This is a genomic window from Pseudooceanicola sp. HF7 (genome assembly GCF_011806405.1).
In the GTDB taxonomy this organism is placed as follows: domain Bacteria; phylum Pseudomonadota; class Alphaproteobacteria; order Rhodobacterales; family Rhodobacteraceae; genus Pseudooceanicola.
This window is the reverse complement of the sequence record NZ_JAATOW010000044.1, coordinates 18908-33340: the sequence shown is the minus strand read 5'-3', so window position 1 is coordinate 33340 and position 14433 is coordinate 18908. Positions and strand designations below refer to the sequence as shown.

The 14433-nt window shown below is 66.2% G+C and carries 12 protein-coding genes; 9 read left to right on the top strand and 3 right to left on the bottom strand.

What is annotated here, in order from left to right; genetic code table 11:
• Positions 1-179 precede the first annotated feature (179 nt).
• Positions 180-1094, bottom strand: coding sequence for a LysR family transcriptional regulator (locus tag HCZ97_RS18335; RefSeq protein ID WP_167690563.1), 915 nt, complete (start codon positions 1092-1094; stop codon positions 180-182).
• Between the two features lie 93 nt (positions 1095-1187).
• On the opposite strand from HCZ97_RS18335, the gene HCZ97_RS18330 reads away from it, so the two are divergent.
• Together HCZ97_RS18330 and HCZ97_RS18325 are read left to right on the top strand one after the other, a co-directional pair.
• Positions 1188-2837 (top strand): GMC family oxidoreductase, encoded by a 1650-nt coding sequence (locus tag HCZ97_RS18330; RefSeq protein WP_167690562.1) that lies wholly within the window; start codon positions 1188-1190, stop codon positions 2835-2837.
• A gap of 37 nt (positions 2838-2874) precedes the next feature.
• Entirely contained in the window at positions 2875-5385 is a 2511-nt protein-coding gene (locus HCZ97_RS18325) for a CoA transferase (RefSeq protein ID WP_167690561.1), read from the top strand.
• Positions 5386-5411: 26 nt separating this feature from the next.
• On the opposite strand, the gene HCZ97_RS18320 is transcribed toward HCZ97_RS18325, so the two are convergent.
• Positions 5412-6311, bottom strand: coding sequence for a LysR family transcriptional regulator (locus tag HCZ97_RS18320; protein WP_167690560.1), 900 nt, complete (start codon positions 6309-6311; stop codon positions 5412-5414).
• A gap of 129 nt (positions 6312-6440) precedes the next feature.
• On the opposite strand from HCZ97_RS18320, the gene HCZ97_RS18315 reads away from it, so the two are divergent.
• The 7 genes from HCZ97_RS18315 to HCZ97_RS18285 all read left to right on the top strand — a co-directional run bounded on the left by HCZ97_RS18315 (position 6441) and on the right by HCZ97_RS18285 (position 13323).
• Complete coding sequence (locus HCZ97_RS18315; protein ID WP_167690559.1) at positions 6441-7616, top strand: cytochrome P450; 1176 nt, start codon at positions 6441-6443, stop codon at positions 7614-7616.
• A gap of 39 nt (positions 7617-7655) precedes the next feature.
• The gene (locus HCZ97_RS18310; protein WP_167690558.1) at positions 7656-7979 is read left to right on the top strand and encodes a 2Fe-2S iron-sulfur cluster-binding protein; all 324 of its coding nucleotides are present in this window, start codon (positions 7656-7658) and stop codon (positions 7977-7979) included.
• A gap of 3 nt (positions 7980-7982) precedes the next feature.
• Positions 7983-9152 carry an NAD(P)/FAD-dependent oxidoreductase gene (locus HCZ97_RS18305; RefSeq protein ID WP_167690557.1) on the top strand — a complete coding sequence of 390 codons (1170 nt, stop codon included), beginning with the start codon at positions 7983-7985 and terminating at the stop codon, positions 9150-9152.
• 171 nt (positions 9153-9323) lie between these two features.
• Positions 9324-10301: a TRAP transporter substrate-binding protein gene (locus HCZ97_RS18300; protein WP_167690556.1), complete on the top strand. Its 978-nt coding sequence runs from the start codon at positions 9324-9326 to the stop codon at positions 10299-10301.
• Between the two features lies 1 nt (position 10302).
• Positions 10303-10809, top strand: a complete 507-nt coding sequence (locus HCZ97_RS18295) for a TRAP transporter small permease (protein WP_167690555.1) — start codon at positions 10303-10305, stop codon at positions 10807-10809.
• Between the two features lie 5 nt (positions 10810-10814).
• Positions 10815-12125: a TRAP transporter large permease gene (locus tag HCZ97_RS18290; RefSeq protein ID WP_167690554.1), complete on the top strand. Its 1311-nt coding sequence runs from the start codon at positions 10815-10817 to the stop codon at positions 12123-12125.
• A gap of 196 nt (positions 12126-12321) precedes the next feature.
• Complete coding sequence (locus tag HCZ97_RS18285; protein ID WP_167690553.1) at positions 12322-13323, top strand: YeiH family protein; 1002 nt, start codon at positions 12322-12324, stop codon at positions 13321-13323.
• A gap of 268 nt (positions 13324-13591) precedes the next feature.
• Here HCZ97_RS18285 and HCZ97_RS18280 read toward each other — a convergent pair whose 3' ends face one another.
• Positions 13592-14431, bottom strand: a complete 840-nt coding sequence (locus HCZ97_RS18280) for a sugar phosphate isomerase/epimerase (RefSeq protein ID WP_254871599.1) — start codon at positions 14429-14431, stop codon at positions 13592-13594.
• Positions 14432-14433: the final 2 nt, after the last annotated feature.

Sequence of the window (14433 nt, the reverse complement as noted above, 5' to 3'; positions counted from 1 at the left end):
GCCGAAAAACTCTGGGGGGAACGAAACCGGGGGGCATCGAGCCCCCCTGTTTCGTGGGGGGCAAAGCCCCCCGCCACCGCTTAAGTCTTCGCGAACGCCCCGTTCGCCGCGCACCGACGTAATACCGACGTGATACCGACACGATACAGACGCCGTACCGACGGGATCGAAACGCCGGTTCAGCCGCCGAACCAGGTCCGTCTTAAGGCATCCATAACCACCCCGACGGTAGGCTGCGCCAGATGGCGCTGCAACGTGATGAACCCCAGGCTGGCGGGAACGGAAACCGCCTCGGCAACCGACAGGCCCGCGGTCTGGCGCTGGTGCAGCGCGATGGATTCCCGGCTCAGGCTCAGCCCCACCCCCGCGCGCACCATCTCCAGCATGGAGGCCTCTTGGTCCACCTCCGCCACCACCCTCTGGCGCACCCCGTGGCGGGCAAAGATCGCCCCCAGAAGGCCGTGATGGGCCGAGGTCGGCGGCGTGCCGATCCAGGGCATCTCCGCCAGGGCCGGCCAGTCGGCGCTTTCCACCCGGCTCTGCCAGCCCGGCGGCGCGATCACCCGGTAGGTGAAATCGGCCAGCCACATGACATGCAGCCGGTCGTCCTCGGTTCGCGGTTTGGGGATCTCAGGCCCATTCAGGAAGAAGCCGCCGTCGATCTGGCCGCGCATCAGCCGGGCCAGGGTCTCTCCGCTGACCGCATGGCTCAGCTCTGTCGCCACATCCGGGTAATCGGCCCGCAGCGCCTGCAACAGCGGACCGAGGCGGATGAAATCGGGATCCAGGATCGTGCCGATCCGCAGCCGCCCGGCGATCCGCCCCGCCTGCTGCTGCGCCCCGCGGGTGAACTCGCTCATGGCCTCCAACACGCGTTCGGCCCGGGGCACCAGCGCGGCCCCCTCCCGGGTCAGCTCCAGCCCCGTGCCAGTCCGGCGGAACAGCTGCGTCCCGGTCTCTTCGGCCAGCCGCTTCAGCTGGTGGCTGACCGCCGGCTGCGTCAGGTTCAGCCGCTCGGCCGCCCGGGACACGCTGCCCTCCTGGGCGACGGTGGCAAAGGCCAGCAGCAGGTTGATGTTCGACAGGCGCTCCATATTAAAATCTATAATATCGGATTGTGGCAAAAGTCATTGGAAAAGCGTTTCTGGGGTCGATACCCCTTTTCGCAGGCGGAGGAGGAGGGTCCAATGACGGGCGACATGGAGTTTGATTATATCGTCGTGGGCGCCGGAACGGCCGGATGCCTGCTGGCAAACCGGCTCAGCGCGGATCCCTCCAACCGGGTCCTGCTGCTGGAAGCGGGCAAGCCGGACAATTACCCCTGGATCCATATTCCCGTCGGATACCTCTATTCCATCGGCAATCCGCGCGTCGACTGGCTTTACAGCACAGAGGCCGATCCGGGCCTGAACGGGCGCAGCCTGAAGTATCCGCGCGGCAAGACGCTGGGGGGCTGCTCCTCCATCAACGGGATGATCTACATGCGCGGCCAGGCGCGCGATTACGATGCCTGGGCAGAGCTGACAGGCGAGGACGCCTGGGGCTGGGAGAGCTCGCTCGAAGACTTCAAGCGGCACGAGGATCACTACCGCCTGGATGATGGCGCCGATCCGCAGACCGGCGACAACAGCCGCTTTTCGGACCTGCATGGCACGGGCGGGGAATGGCGCGTGGAAAAGCAGCGCCTGCGGTGGGACGTGCTGGACAGCTTCGCGGAGGCCGCGGCGGAAACCGGCGTCGAAAAGACCCAGGATTTCAACACCGGGGACAATTCCGGCGTGGGCTATTTCGACGTCAACCAGCGCTCCGGCTGGCGCTGGAACACCTCCAAGGCCTTCCTGCGCCCGGCAAGGAAACGCCCCAACCTGACCATCTGGACCGAGTCCCTGGTCGAGAAGCTGACATTCGAGGGCACCCGGTGCAGCGGCGCGATGGTCAACCGCGCCGGCCGCAGCACCCCTGTCACCGCCCGGCGTGAGGTCGTGCTCTCGGCAGGCGCCGTGAACTCGCCCCAGATCCTGCAACTCTCCGGGATCGGCCCGGCGGCACTGCTGCGCGAGCACGGGATTGAGGTGGTGCGCGACATGCCAGAGGTGGGCGAGAACCTGCAGGATCACCTGCAGATCCGCACCGTCTTCAAGGTCGATGGCACCCGCACCCTGAACGCCCTGGCCGGCACCCTGATCGGCAAGGCGACCATCGGCATGGAATACCTGTTCCGGCGCTCCGGCCCGATGAGCATGGCGCCCAGCCAGCTTGGCGCCTTCACGCGCTCGGACCCTTCGCGCACCCATGCCAACCTGCAATACCACGTCCAGCCGCTCTCCCTGGATGCCTTCGGGGAGCCGCTGCATGCCTTCCCGGCGATCACCGTCTCGGTCTGCAACCTCAACCCCAGCTCGCGCGGTCACGTGCGCATCGGCTCCGCCGATTTCCGCGACGCGCCGAAGATCACGCCGAACTACCTGTCGACAGAGGAGGACCGAAAGGTCGCCGCCGACAGCCTGCGCCAGGTGCGCCGTATCATGGCCCAGCCCGCGATGGCCGGCTATGCGCCGCAGGAACATAAACCCGGCGTGCAGTACCAGTCCGATGAAGAGCTGGCGCGCCTGGCCGGCGATATCGCCAGCACGATCTTCCACCCCACCGGCACCATCCGCATGGGCCACGCGGAGGAGGAGTCCGCCCCCCTGGATCCGCATCTGCGGGTGCGCGGGATCGCCGGGCTGCGGGTCGTGGATGCCTCGATCATGCCGCGGATCACCAGCGGCAACACCAATTCGCCGACCCTCATGATTGCCGAAAAAGCCGCGGGCTGGATCCTGTCCGGGCAGTGACCCGGCTGCCAAGCCCCCTCAACCTGTCGGAGCGCCCATGCGTCAGACCTTTTCCCACCTTCCGCTGACTGGCGTGAAAGTCGTTGATTTCGGACAATATATTGCAGGCCCCGCCGTGGGCATGCTGCTGGGGGACCTTGGCGCCACCGTGGTCAAGGTCGATCCGCCCCAGGGTCCGATGTGGGACAGCCCGGCCAATGCCACGCTGAACCGCAACAAGGTCATCGTGACCCTTGACCTGAAGACAGAGGCAGGGCTGGCCGATGCCCGCGCGCTCTGCGACGAAGCCGACGTGATCATAGAGAACTTCCGCCCCGGCAAGCTGGCCGCCCTGGGCCTGGATTTCGACCAGATGTGCCAGGACCGGCCAGAGCTGATCACGCTGTCGATCCCCGGCTTTGCCTCGAACGACCTGGAGCGCCGCGAACAGCGCGCCTTTGAAAGCGTGGTCGCGGCCAGCTCCGGCGTGTTCACGGACATGGGGCTGAACCGGGTGCTGATGGGGGTGAACCCCTCCTTCTCTCCGCTGCCGCTGTCTTCTGCCTACGCGGCGCAGATCGCCGGCTCTGCCGTGGTGCTGGCGCTGCAATCGCGCCAGGTGACCGGGCGCGGCGACCAGATCGAGGTGCCGCTGGCCGCCGCCATCATGGAGGGGCTGTGTTACAATTCCATCCGCGTCGCCGACATGCCCGAACGCTACCTGACCCAGCGGGAAAAGGAGATCGAGCGCCGCCGGATCGAAGGCCTGCAGATGAATGTCTCCTACGAAGAGCTCCAGGAACTGCTGGATCCCTTCTTCCGCAGCTACATGTGCAAGGACGGGCGCATGTTCTACGTCGTCTGCCCCAGCCACAAGTACCACGCCAGGCGCTGCCTGGAGGTTCTGGGCATCTACGATGAACTGGTCGAAGAGGGGCTGACCTCGGAAGAGGACACCTATCGCCCCTATGCCGAATGGTCCGCCCATGTCTCCCTCGGGGTCTACCCGATGCCAAAGGACTGGGCCGATCACATCGCCGCCCGGATGAAAGAGGTCTTCATGACCCGCACCGCGCGCGAATGGGTCAAGCTGTTCGGGCGCGCGGGCATTCCCGGCGGGCCACAGCTGTGGTTGCAGGAATGGATCAACGACGAATACGCAGAGGCCTCCGGCCTGATGATCGACCTCTGGGATCCGGTCTACGGTGAGATGACGATGCCCGGCCCGGTGGTCTGGATGGAGGAAAGCGGCGAAGAAGCCCTCAGCCCCGAACCCCGTCGCTGGGTCGAGATGCCGGAGGCGCTGAAGATCCTGCGCGCCCTGCGCACCGACATCCCCGCCGCCACCGAGGACAACGACCAGGAGGCCTGGCTGAGCGGCGTGCGCGTGCTGGACCTGTGCAACGTCATCGCCGGCCCGCATTCGGCCAGCTACCTGGCCCGCTTCGGCGCAGAGGTGATCAAGCTCGATCCGGCCCAGCCGATGTATGACAGCTGGAACACCGTCATCTACGGGATGAGCCAGGGACGGGGCAAGAAATCCATCCTGGTGGACCTGAAATCGCGCCATGGCCAGCAGGTGCTGGAGGATCTGGTGAAGACCGTGGATGTGATCGTCTGGAACGCGCCGGACAGCCAGATCCGCAAGATGGGCCTGGATGCAGAGCAGCTGCGCAAGCTCAACCCGGATGCGATCTTCTGCAAGCTGGATTGCTTCTCCGGCGTGCGGCGCGGGGTGCGCACGGATTACATCGGTTACGATGACCTGGTGCAGGCCGCGACCGGCATCATGACCCGCTTTGGCGGCGCCATGGACCGGCCAGAGGAACACGCCCACGTCGGTACGATCGACGTCATGTGCGGCTTCGGCGGCGCGCTTTCGGTGGCCGCGGCGCTCTACCAGAAGTACCGCCATGGACGCATCGGGCGCGGGCGCACCTCGCTCTCTGCCAATGCCGGGCTGCTGCAGGTGCCCTTCGCCTATGACTTCAAGGGCAGGGGGCTTTTCGATGAACCCTCCGGCCCCGATGTCAGCGGCTGGAACGACCTGGCGCGCTTCTATTCCACCGCCTCGGGCCGTCACATCCTGCTATGTGCCTGGGAAAACGATCTGCCCCGCTTCCGGGCGGTGGAGGGGCTGGAAGACCTGCCCGATATCCCGGTCGAGGATCGCGCGGCCTACCTTGCCACCGCCTTCCAGGCCCAGCCGGCCCAGGAATGGGTCACCCGCCTGCGCGCCGCCGATATCGGCGTGGCGATCTGTGAGAACATCGACGCCCTGCGCGCCCGCAACGAACATGAGGCCGATGGCACGCCGGGCACGCAGAACGGCAGCTATTCCTTCTCGATCTACCGCGATCACCCCTCTGGCCACGAGGTCACGCAGCTTGATCCCTACGCGGTGCGCACCCGCCGTGGCGCGGTGATGGCCGTGAGCCCGGCGGAAAAGTTCGGCACCTCCACCCGCGAGATCCTGGCAGAGCTGGGCTATAGCGAGGCGGCAGTTCAGAAGATGCTGGATGCCGGCGCGGTCAGCACCTCCTGGAGCCGGGAGTATCTGCCCAGCTGACCGCTCCTCTCCCTCGGCCGGCGTGCCTAGCGCGCCGGCTGTGCCACGGTGCGCGAGATCAGATCGCGCACCCATTTGTGCAGAGCGGAGTGATGGTTGCGCCCGCTCCAGACCATCTTGACCTCCACCGGCGCGCCCACCGGGCAATCCAGCACCCGCAGCTGCGCGCCGTGGTTCAGCGCCAGCCGCCGCGGCACCGTCGCCACCAGGTTCGACCCCGTCACCAGCCGGTCGATCCCCGCCGGGCTTGGCACGCGCAGGGCGGGGGTGATCTGGTGCCCCATGCTCTCGATCTCGTGGATATAGGGAGAGATCCAGTGCCCCCCGTAAGTGATCAGGATATGTTCGAAGGCCAGGTATTCCTCCAGCGTGAGTACCTGGTTGGCTGAGGGGTGGCCGGGATCCATCAGGCAGGCGTAGCGGTCAATGAACAGCATCCTTTCGTAAAAGGACACATCCTGCCGCCGGTAGGGGCCGATCAGCAGATCCGCGTCGCCCTCCAGCAGGCGCGTATGCCCGCCGCCCGCCGCATCGATCACCTCCAGGTGCAGCAGCGGGGCCTGCTTGCGCAGGGTGGCGATGACGGCGGGGATCATCAGCGAGCGCTCGTAGTAGTTGCAGGCGATGGTGAAGCGCGCGGTGGTGGTGGCGGGATCGAAATCCTTGCCCGCGCGGATCGCCTCGAAATCCGACAGCAGGCCAGAGGCATAGCTGACCAGCTCCTCGCAGCGCGGCGTGGGCAGGGTGCTGCCGGCCTCGCGCACGAAAAGCGGATCATCAAAGACCTGCCGCAGCTTCTCGATCGCATAGCTCACCATCGACTGGCTCACCCCAAGCACCTCCGCCGCCTGGCTGAAGGACCGCTCGCGGTGCACCACCGTCAGGAAATGAAAGGCACGGAAATCAAGCTGATGCGGGTCTGTCATGGGGGCTCCTCCGCAGATCGTCTAGCAGTATCTGATTATCCGATCAAACCCATCAAGCCCATCTGGTTGAAAGATTGCGAGGCCTGTGCCCTTCTAAGCGAACACGTTCTTTGGGAGGAGGCGTCGACAATGCCATTGGCACCGGTTGATGAAAGCGTAATGATCAAGGACCTGGTCCTGGATCCCTATCCGATCTACCGCCGCATGCGGGCCGAAACCCCGGTGGTCCGGGTGCCCTCGGTCAACCGCACGCTGCTGACCAAGGCGGAATTCACCAAGATGGTGAAGGACGATGCGGAGCTGTTCAGCTCCAACGATCCTGAATCCCCGATGCACCCGGCCTTCCGCGCCCATACGCTGATGCGCAAGGATGGCGATGAGCACCGGCGCGAACGGATGGCCATGCAAAAGGCCTTTACCCCCAAGATCATCAAGACCAACTGGGCCCAGGTCTACCGTGACATCACGGCCGAATACCTGGACCGTCTGCCGCGCGGCGAAACCGTGGATCTCTACCAGGAAATCTGCGGCCCGGTCTCGGCCCGCATCCTGATCCATATCCTGGGCCTGCACGGCGCTTCGGACGAGGACATGATGCGCTGGTCACAGCAGCTGATCGACGGCGCGGGCAACTTCGGCTGGGATCCCGATCTCTTTGCCATCACCGACCGCGCGAACCAGGAAATGAACGTGCTGATCGCGGATTGCGCAGAGCGCCTGCGGGCAGAGCCCGACGATTCCGCCCTGTCCCTGATGGTCAACGCGGCCGATCCGATCCCCTGGAGCCAGGTCGAGGCCAATATCAAGATCGCCATCGGCGGCGGCATCAATGAACCGCGCGATGCCATGGCCACCATCATCTACGGCCTGCTGACCAACCCCGAGCAGCTGGAAGAAGTCCGCCGGCAAGAGGCCTGGGGCGCCGCCTTCGAAGAGGGCGTCCGCTGGGTCGCGCCGATCCAGTGTTCCTCTCGCGTGGCGATGGACGACATCCAGATCGGCGGCTGCGACATCGCCAAGGGCGATATCCTGATGACGGTCCAGGCCTCGGCCAACCGGGACGAGGATCTCTATGAAGACAGTGAGAATTTCCACGTCTTCCGGGACAAGAACGTCCACCAGGCCTTCGGTTCCGGCCCGCACCATTGCGCGGGGGCCCATATCGCGCGCCGCACCGTGGGCGAGATCATGATGCCGGCCCTGTTCGAACGCTTCCCGAACATGACGCTGCCCGATCCGGAGGCCGTCAAATGGCGCGGCTTCGGATTCCGCGGGCCGATCAACATGCCCGTGACGCTCAACTGAGCGCCGGCAAACGACACGAGACTTCAGGAGGAGATTACCATGGTCAAGGTGACCTATGTCGCGGCCGATGGCACGCGCACCACGGTCGATGCCGCCCCGGGCAGCAACGTGATGCAGACCGCGCTGGACAATGACGTTGACGGCATCGTGGGCGAATGCGGCGGCGCTATGATGTGCGCGACCTGCCATTGCTACGTGGATGACGACTGGACCGAAAAGACCGGCGAACGCCATGACGGCGAAGACGACATGCTGGATTGCGCCGCGGACGAGGTGAAGGAAACCTCGCGCCTGTCGTGCCAGATCAAGCTGACCGAGGACATGGACGGGCTGATCGTCCACCTGCCCGAAGAACAGGCCTGAGCAATGCAGAACGTCGTCATCATCGGGGCGGGGCAGGGCGGTCTTCAGGCCGCGATGAGCCTGCGCCAGGAAGGCTTTGAAGGCGCCATCACCCTGATCGGCGCGGAAAAGGGCCTGCCCTACCAGCGCCCGCCGCTCTCCAAGGCCTATCTCAAGACCGGCGATGCCGATGCCCTCAGCCTGCGCCCGGCCAGCTTCTTTGAAAAGAAGCAGATCACGCTGGTCGATGGCACCCATGTGGAGGCGATCGACCGCGCGGCGCGCCGCGTGATGGCGGGGGACCGGTCCTTTGACTACGATCACCTGATCCTGGCCACCGGCACCCGCAACCTGCGCCCGCCCATTCCCGGCGCGGAACAGGCGCTGGACCTGCGCACCCTCGATGACGCCCTGCGCCTGCGCAACGCGCTGGACCGGCCGATGCGCTGCGCCGTGATCGGCGGCGGCTTCATCGGGCTGGAATTTGCTGCCGTGGCCCGCGCTCTTGGGCACGAGGTCACCCTGGCCGAAGCCGCGCCGCGCCTCATGGCGCGCGCCGTCTCGCCGGAAACCTCCGAGCGCTTCCTGGCGCTGCACCGCGATATGGGCAGCGATATCCACCTGGGCGATCCGGTCTGCGCCGTGCGCGCCGATGGCATCACGCTGAAAAGCGGGACAGAGATCCAGGCGGACCTGGTGCTGATGGCCGCCGGCGTCGTGCCCAACAGCGAACTTGCGGCCTCTGCCGGTCTGGCGGTGGACAATGGCGTTGTCGTGGACACCCGGATGCTGACAGAGGATCCCGCGATCTCGGCCCTGGGCGATTGCGCGGTCTTCCCCGATCCGGTCACCGGACGGGCGGTGCGCCTTGAATCCGTCCAGGCGGCCACCGATCACGCGCGGCTGATTGCCAAGCGGCTGGTGAAACAGGTCGATGACCCCTACGGCGCCGTGCCCTGGTTCTGGTCGGACCAGGCCGATTGCAAGCTGCAGATCGCCGGCCTGGCCGCCGAGGGCGACGACACGATCCTGCGCCCGGATGGCGCGGTCTTCCGCTTTGCCGGGGATCGCCTGTCTGCCGTGGAAACGGTGAACGACGCCAAGACCCACATGCAGACCCGCAAGCGCCTGGCCCAGGGCCCCGTCGCCCGCGCCGCGCTCGAAGCTGCGGAGTTCGACATGGCCCAGGTTTAATGGGCCCAGGTCTGAGGGGCCAAGGTCTGAAGGGTTCGGCCTGAGGAGGAGACGAACCCAATCAACGACCCGCCGCGTGCCTCCGGCGCGCGGCGGCAAGACCGGCACAGGGCCTCGGCCCGCTGCCGCAACGGACCGGATCACCCGGCCGTCCATAGGGAGGAGGACCCAATGATCAGAACTCTTATCGGCGCCTGCGCCGCAGTTTCCTTCGCCGGTGCCGCACTGGCCGAAGACATCAGCTTCGCGCATTTCGTGCCCCCGCAGCACACGCTGACCTCGGCCGTCATCGAACCGCTGGCAGAGGCCGCGGGCTCCGGCGAGTCCGAGCTGGAAATCAAGGTCTACCCCGGCGGAGAGCTGGGCGCCGGCCCGCTGGAACAATATGTCCGCGCCGTTCAGGGCGTGGCGGACGTGGTCTGGGGCCTGCCCGGCTATACCTCGTCGCAGTTCTCCAAGACCATGATCTCCGAGCTGCCCGGCGTGCGCGGCCCGGACGGCCACGGCTACGAGCTGCTCTGGGATGCCTGGGACGCGGGCCTGCTGGAACGCGAATTCCCCGCCACCGTGCCGCTGGCGCTCTGGCTGGCTGAGCCCAATGTCTTCATCACCAAGGACCGTGAGATCCGCACCCCCGAGGACGTCGAGGGCCTGAAGATCCGCGTTTCCGGCTCTGCCGCCGCCCGCGTCATCGAATCCCTGGGCGCCACCCCGGTGCAGATGCCCGCGACAGAGATGTACAACGCCCTGCAGACCGGCCTGATCGATGCCATCGTCACCGGCTCTTCCGCCATCGGCGACTTCAAGCTGGACGAGGTGGCCAACAGCTACACGCTCGGCCCGTCGATGGGGCAGATCTCCTTCTACGTGGTGATGAACAAGGCCCGCTACGACGCCCTGGGCGAGGCTGAGAAAGCCGCGCTCGACAGTGTGCGCGGCCGCACCCTGTCCCAATCAGCCGAAGAAGGCTGGTTCGCCCGCGCCGACCAGATCATCGAGGGGCTGAAGTCCAAGGAAGGCACCACGGTGATCGAGCTTTCCGCGGAAGAGGCCGCGCCATTCAACGCGCTGACCGAACCGCTGACCGATGCCATCGCCGAAGAGGTCGACGGCGCTGACGTGCTGGCCATCATGCGCGGCGACGGCTGAGATGCTCGCGCGCCTCGACAGATGGGCGGCGGGGCTGACCAGCCTGGCCGCCCTGCTCGGCACGCTTGGCCTGCTGACAGAGGTCGTGATCATCCTTGTCGACGTGGTGGGGCGCTATTTCGGCGCCCCCCTGCGCGGGGCCCAGGACATCACGACCATGACCATGGTCATCGTGGTCTTCGGCGGCATGAGCCTGTGTGACCGGCTCGGCGGCCATATCGCCGTGGATCTCTTCGAACCGGCCATGCCGGCCTGGCTGCGCCGCGCCGGGGATATCGCGACCGCCCTGCTGGGCGCGGTGATCTTCTTCGGCATCGCCTGGACCGTCATGGAAAGCGCCGCCCTGTCGCGGATGCTGAACCTGTCGACCAATATCATCCAGCTGCCAAAGGCCTGGTTCCAGACCGTCCTGGCCGTCTTCTCGGTGATCACCGGGCTGGGCATGACCCTGCGCGCCCTTTCCCTGCTGGCCGGTTCGCCGCGCCCGGCCGAACCCCGAAGTGAGTGACCCAAATGACTGACATGTCCATCGGCCTCACGGGCCTGGCTGTTCTGCTGGTCCTGCTGACGCTGCGCATCCCCGTGGCCTTCGCCATGTTCGCGGTCGGCTTCACCGGCATCGCCCTGCTGCGCAGCTTCGACGCGGCCACCGGGCTGCTGGCCTCGGAAAGCTTCACGCTGGCTTCGTCTTCCGAGCTGATCGTGGTGCCGCTCTTCATCCTGATGGGCAATGTCGCCACCTCCACGGGGATGAGCCGCCGGCTCTACGATGCCGCCTATGCGCTGATCGGGCAGATCCGGGGCGGGCTGGCCTCGGCCACGGTCATCGGCTGCGGGGGCTTTGCCGCGCTCTCGGGCTCTTCGGTGGCCTCGGCGCTGACCATGGGCAAGGTCTCCCTTGGGGAGATGGAGCGCTTCGGCTATGACTCCCGCCTCTCTGCGGGCTCCGTCGCGGCGGGGGGAACTCTGGGCATCCTGATCCCGCCCTCCACCGGCTTCGTGATCTACGCGATCCTGGCCCAGGAAAGCATCGGGCGGCTCTTCCTGGCCGGCGTGCTGCCGGGGCTGCTGCTGCTGTCGATGTTCGTGCTGACCATCACGCTGCTCTGCTGGGCGCTTCCCGCGCTGGCCCCCGCCGGGCCACGCACCAGCGCCGCGCAGAAGCTGCGCGCCCTTGGCGGGGCGGCACCGATCATGACCGTGATCGTGCTGACCATCGGCGGCATCTACGGCGGCCTGTTTTCCCCGGTCGAGGCCGCGGCGGTGGGCGCGGGGCTGGTCATCCTGTTCGGGATCCTGTCGCGCACGCTCACCCTCGCCATCCTCTGGCAGGCGTCCCGGGATTCGGTCGTGACCACGGCGACGGTCATGCTGATCCTGATCTCTGCCCACATGATGAACCCTTTCTTGGCGCTCTCCCATATCCCGCAGGCGATCGGCGCCTTCCTGGGGGGCATGGACCTGCCGCCCATGGCGGTGCTGGGGCTGATCCTGCTGTGCTACCTGGTGCTGGGCTGCTTCCTGGAAGGCTTCGCCATGCTGGTGCTGTCGATGCCGATCTTCTTCCCGGTGATCGTCTCCCTGGGGATCGACCCGATCTGGTTCGGCGTGCTGGTGGTGCTGACGCTTGAGATGGGGCTGATTTCCCCACCCGTGGGGGTCAATGTCTTTATCGTCAAATCCATCGCGCCAAAGGTGCCGCTGGGCCAGATCTTCATCGGGGTCATCCCCTTCTGGATCGCCATGCTGCTGACGCTGGGGCTGCTGATCGCCTTCCCGTCGATCTCGCTCTTCCTGCCGGATACGATGATCGGCACGGGCTGACCCTGCGGGGGCCTGACAGGTGAAAAAGGCTGAAACCGGGCGGGACCTTCCTGCCCGGTTTTGCCTTGGGCGCTGCCCCTCTCTGGCCGCCCGCGCAGAATGTGACGCCGCCCCCCTTGGGCCTGCCGGCCTTCGGGCGTATCACCCTGTCGTGGTCTTCCGGGCCGCCTTCGGATCACAGAGCAGGACGTCGCAGATGACAGAGCGCAGACCCTCCCTTGCCCATCTGGGCGGCCAGGCCCGGCGGATCGCGCCGGGGCTTCTGCTGGCGCTGGTGATCGGGCTGGCGGCGGGGTTCCTTTCGGACCACTACGGCACGCCGGTCATGCTGCTGGCGCTTCTGCTGGGCCTTGCCTTCCACTTCCTGTGGGAAGAGAGGCCCTGCGCGGCGGGCGTGGATTTCGCCGCCACCACGCTGCTGCGCCTCGGGGTCGGTCTGCTGGGGATCCGCATCACCTTTGCCCAGATCGCAGAGATCGGCCTGGGTCCGCTGCTGCTTGTGCTGATCTGCGTGCCCGCCACGATCCTCTGCGGGCTGATCGTGGCGCGGCTGACCGGGCGCGACTGGACCTTCGGTATGGTCGCTGGCGGGGCGGTGGCGATCTGCGGCGCCTCTGCCGCGCTGGCCATCGCCGCCGTGCTGCCCCGGCGCCCGGAAAGCGAGCAGAACACGCTGTTCACCGTCATCGCCGTCACCGGCCTGTCGACCCTGGCCATGATCCTTTACCCGATCCTGTTTTCCGCCGTCGGCTTCGGCGATCATGAAATCGGGATCATGCTGGGCGCGACCGTGCATGACGTGGCCCAGGTGGTGGGCGCTGGCTATGCCGTCTCGGACGAGGCCGGCGATATCGCGACCTTCGTCAAGCTGGTGCGCGTGGCCCTGCTGCCCGTGGTCATCCTGGTGTTGATCTTCACCACCCGTGGCAGCGGGCAGGGAACGCGCGCGGGCCTGCCCTGGTTCGTGGTGCTCTTCGCCGCGCTGGCGCTGATCGGCAACCTTGGCGTGGTGCCGCCCACCCTGGCGCAGGGCCTGTCGGAGCTGTCGCGCTGGCTGTTGGTGATCGCGATCTCTGCCCTGGGGGTGAAGACCTCTCTCAAGCAGATGTTCTCTGTCGGGGTCGGGCATTTCGCGGTGGTGGTCGTGACCACGGGGTTCCTGGCGGTTCTGGCGATCACGCTTTCCACGGTGCTCTGAGGGGGCGGCTTTCCCCCATCTCTGCATTTACGCACATTACCGGGATGTGACCCCACCGCGCGCCGCGCACCGACGTGATACCGACGTCACACCGACGCGATACAGACCTGCCACAGACGTGGATTTTCAGCACCAAACAGCCCTGCGTCAGCGCACAAGAACCCGGCGGGCAGGGGGCCTTTCGCGGGGGCTGCGCACTTGGCCCCGAAACGCAGGAAGCCGGGACAGGCCCGGCTTCGCTTGTTTGTCTGACCGTGTGAGAGGTGGCTCAGTCGAGCGCCTTCCACATGTCTTCGACCCAGGACTTGATCGTCAGCGCCTCTTCCCAGCGGTTGGACATTTCCTTTCCATCTGAACCGGTTATGGCATAATCCGGCGGCCCCAGCTCACACAGGAAAACGCAGGAGGCATCCTCCGCGTTGCGCTTGCGCCAGCCGGCAAAGCCCTCTTCCCACCAGCCCTTGAACAGCTCCACCCACTTCTGGTTCTGCGGGAAATCAAGCTGCAGCTGCACCTGCTGGCGCCCCGCGATGCGCCCCTGGAAACTGTCCGAGCGCGCCAGGATCCGGCTGATGTGCCCCAGCTCCCGCTCCGGGATCGGCAAGGTCATCTCCCGCCCCACCACGTAATGCGAAAGATCCGCGCACAGCCGCATTTCCGGCACCGCGTCCAGCAGGCAGAGCGTGGTGTAAAGGTCATTGGTGATGCAGTTGCGATGGGTCTCGAAAAGGACCGGCATGCCTTCCTCTTCGGACATGGCGATCCAGGCGCGGATCACCGGGATCATGCCCTCGACAGTCAGCGGCATGACCTGCCCGATGACCACGACGAAGGGGGCGTCATGCTCCTTTGCCAGCCGCAGGGTGGGGCGCAACCCCTCGATTGTCTTGGGAAAATCCACCAGGAAGGGCCGCAGCCCCGCCTGAGCCATCATCGGCAGGATACGCTTCACATCCTCCGCCGGGGTGGCGCCGAAATCCAGCGCCATGCCGCGGTAGCCGGCCTCGGCCACCATGCTCACCACCTCTTCATAGGGCAGCTTGATCCCGCTCTGGTCATGGGGCTGCATGGCCCAGAGCGAGGTATAGACATCCAGAGTCTGGCCCATGG

Bases quoted from the DNA above. Each gene is read 5' to 3' on its own strand.
- HCZ97_RS18280 (WP_254871599.1), bottom strand. From the start codon at position 14,431: ATGGGCCAGACTCTGGATGTCTATACCTCGCTCTGGGCCATGCAGCCC.
- HCZ97_RS18295 (WP_167690555.1), top strand. From the start codon at position 10,303: ATGCTCGCGCGCCTCGACAGATGGGCGGCGGGGCTGACCAGCCTGGCC.
- HCZ97_RS18290 (WP_167690554.1), top strand. From the start codon at position 10,815: ATGACTGACATGTCCATCGGCCTCACGGGCCTGGCTGTTCTGCTGGTC.
- HCZ97_RS18285 (WP_167690553.1), top strand. From the start codon at position 12,322: ATGACAGAGCGCAGACCCTCCCTTGCCCATCTGGGCGGCCAGGCCCGG.
- HCZ97_RS18335 (WP_167690563.1), bottom strand. From the start codon at position 1,094: ATGGAGCGCCTGTCGAACATCAACCTGCTGCTGGCCTTTGCCACCGTC.
- HCZ97_RS18310 (WP_167690558.1), top strand. From the start codon at position 7,656: ATGGTCAAGGTGACCTATGTCGCGGCCGATGGCACGCGCACCACGGTC.
- HCZ97_RS18305 (WP_167690557.1), top strand. From the start codon at position 7,983: ATGCAGAACGTCGTCATCATCGGGGCGGGGCAGGGCGGTCTTCAGGCC.
- HCZ97_RS18315 (WP_167690559.1), top strand. From the start codon at position 6,441: ATGCCATTGGCACCGGTTGATGAAAGCGTAATGATCAAGGACCTGGTC.
- HCZ97_RS18320 (WP_167690560.1), bottom strand. From the start codon at position 6,311: ATGACAGACCCGCATCAGCTTGATTTCCGTGCCTTTCATTTCCTGACG.
- HCZ97_RS18330 (WP_167690562.1), top strand. From the start codon at position 1,188: ATGACGGGCGACATGGAGTTTGATTATATCGTCGTGGGCGCCGGAACG.
- HCZ97_RS18300 (WP_167690556.1), top strand. From the start codon at position 9,324: ATGATCAGAACTCTTATCGGCGCCTGCGCCGCAGTTTCCTTCGCCGGT.
- HCZ97_RS18325 (WP_167690561.1), top strand. From the start codon at position 2,875: ATGCGTCAGACCTTTTCCCACCTTCCGCTGACTGGCGTGAAAGTCGTT.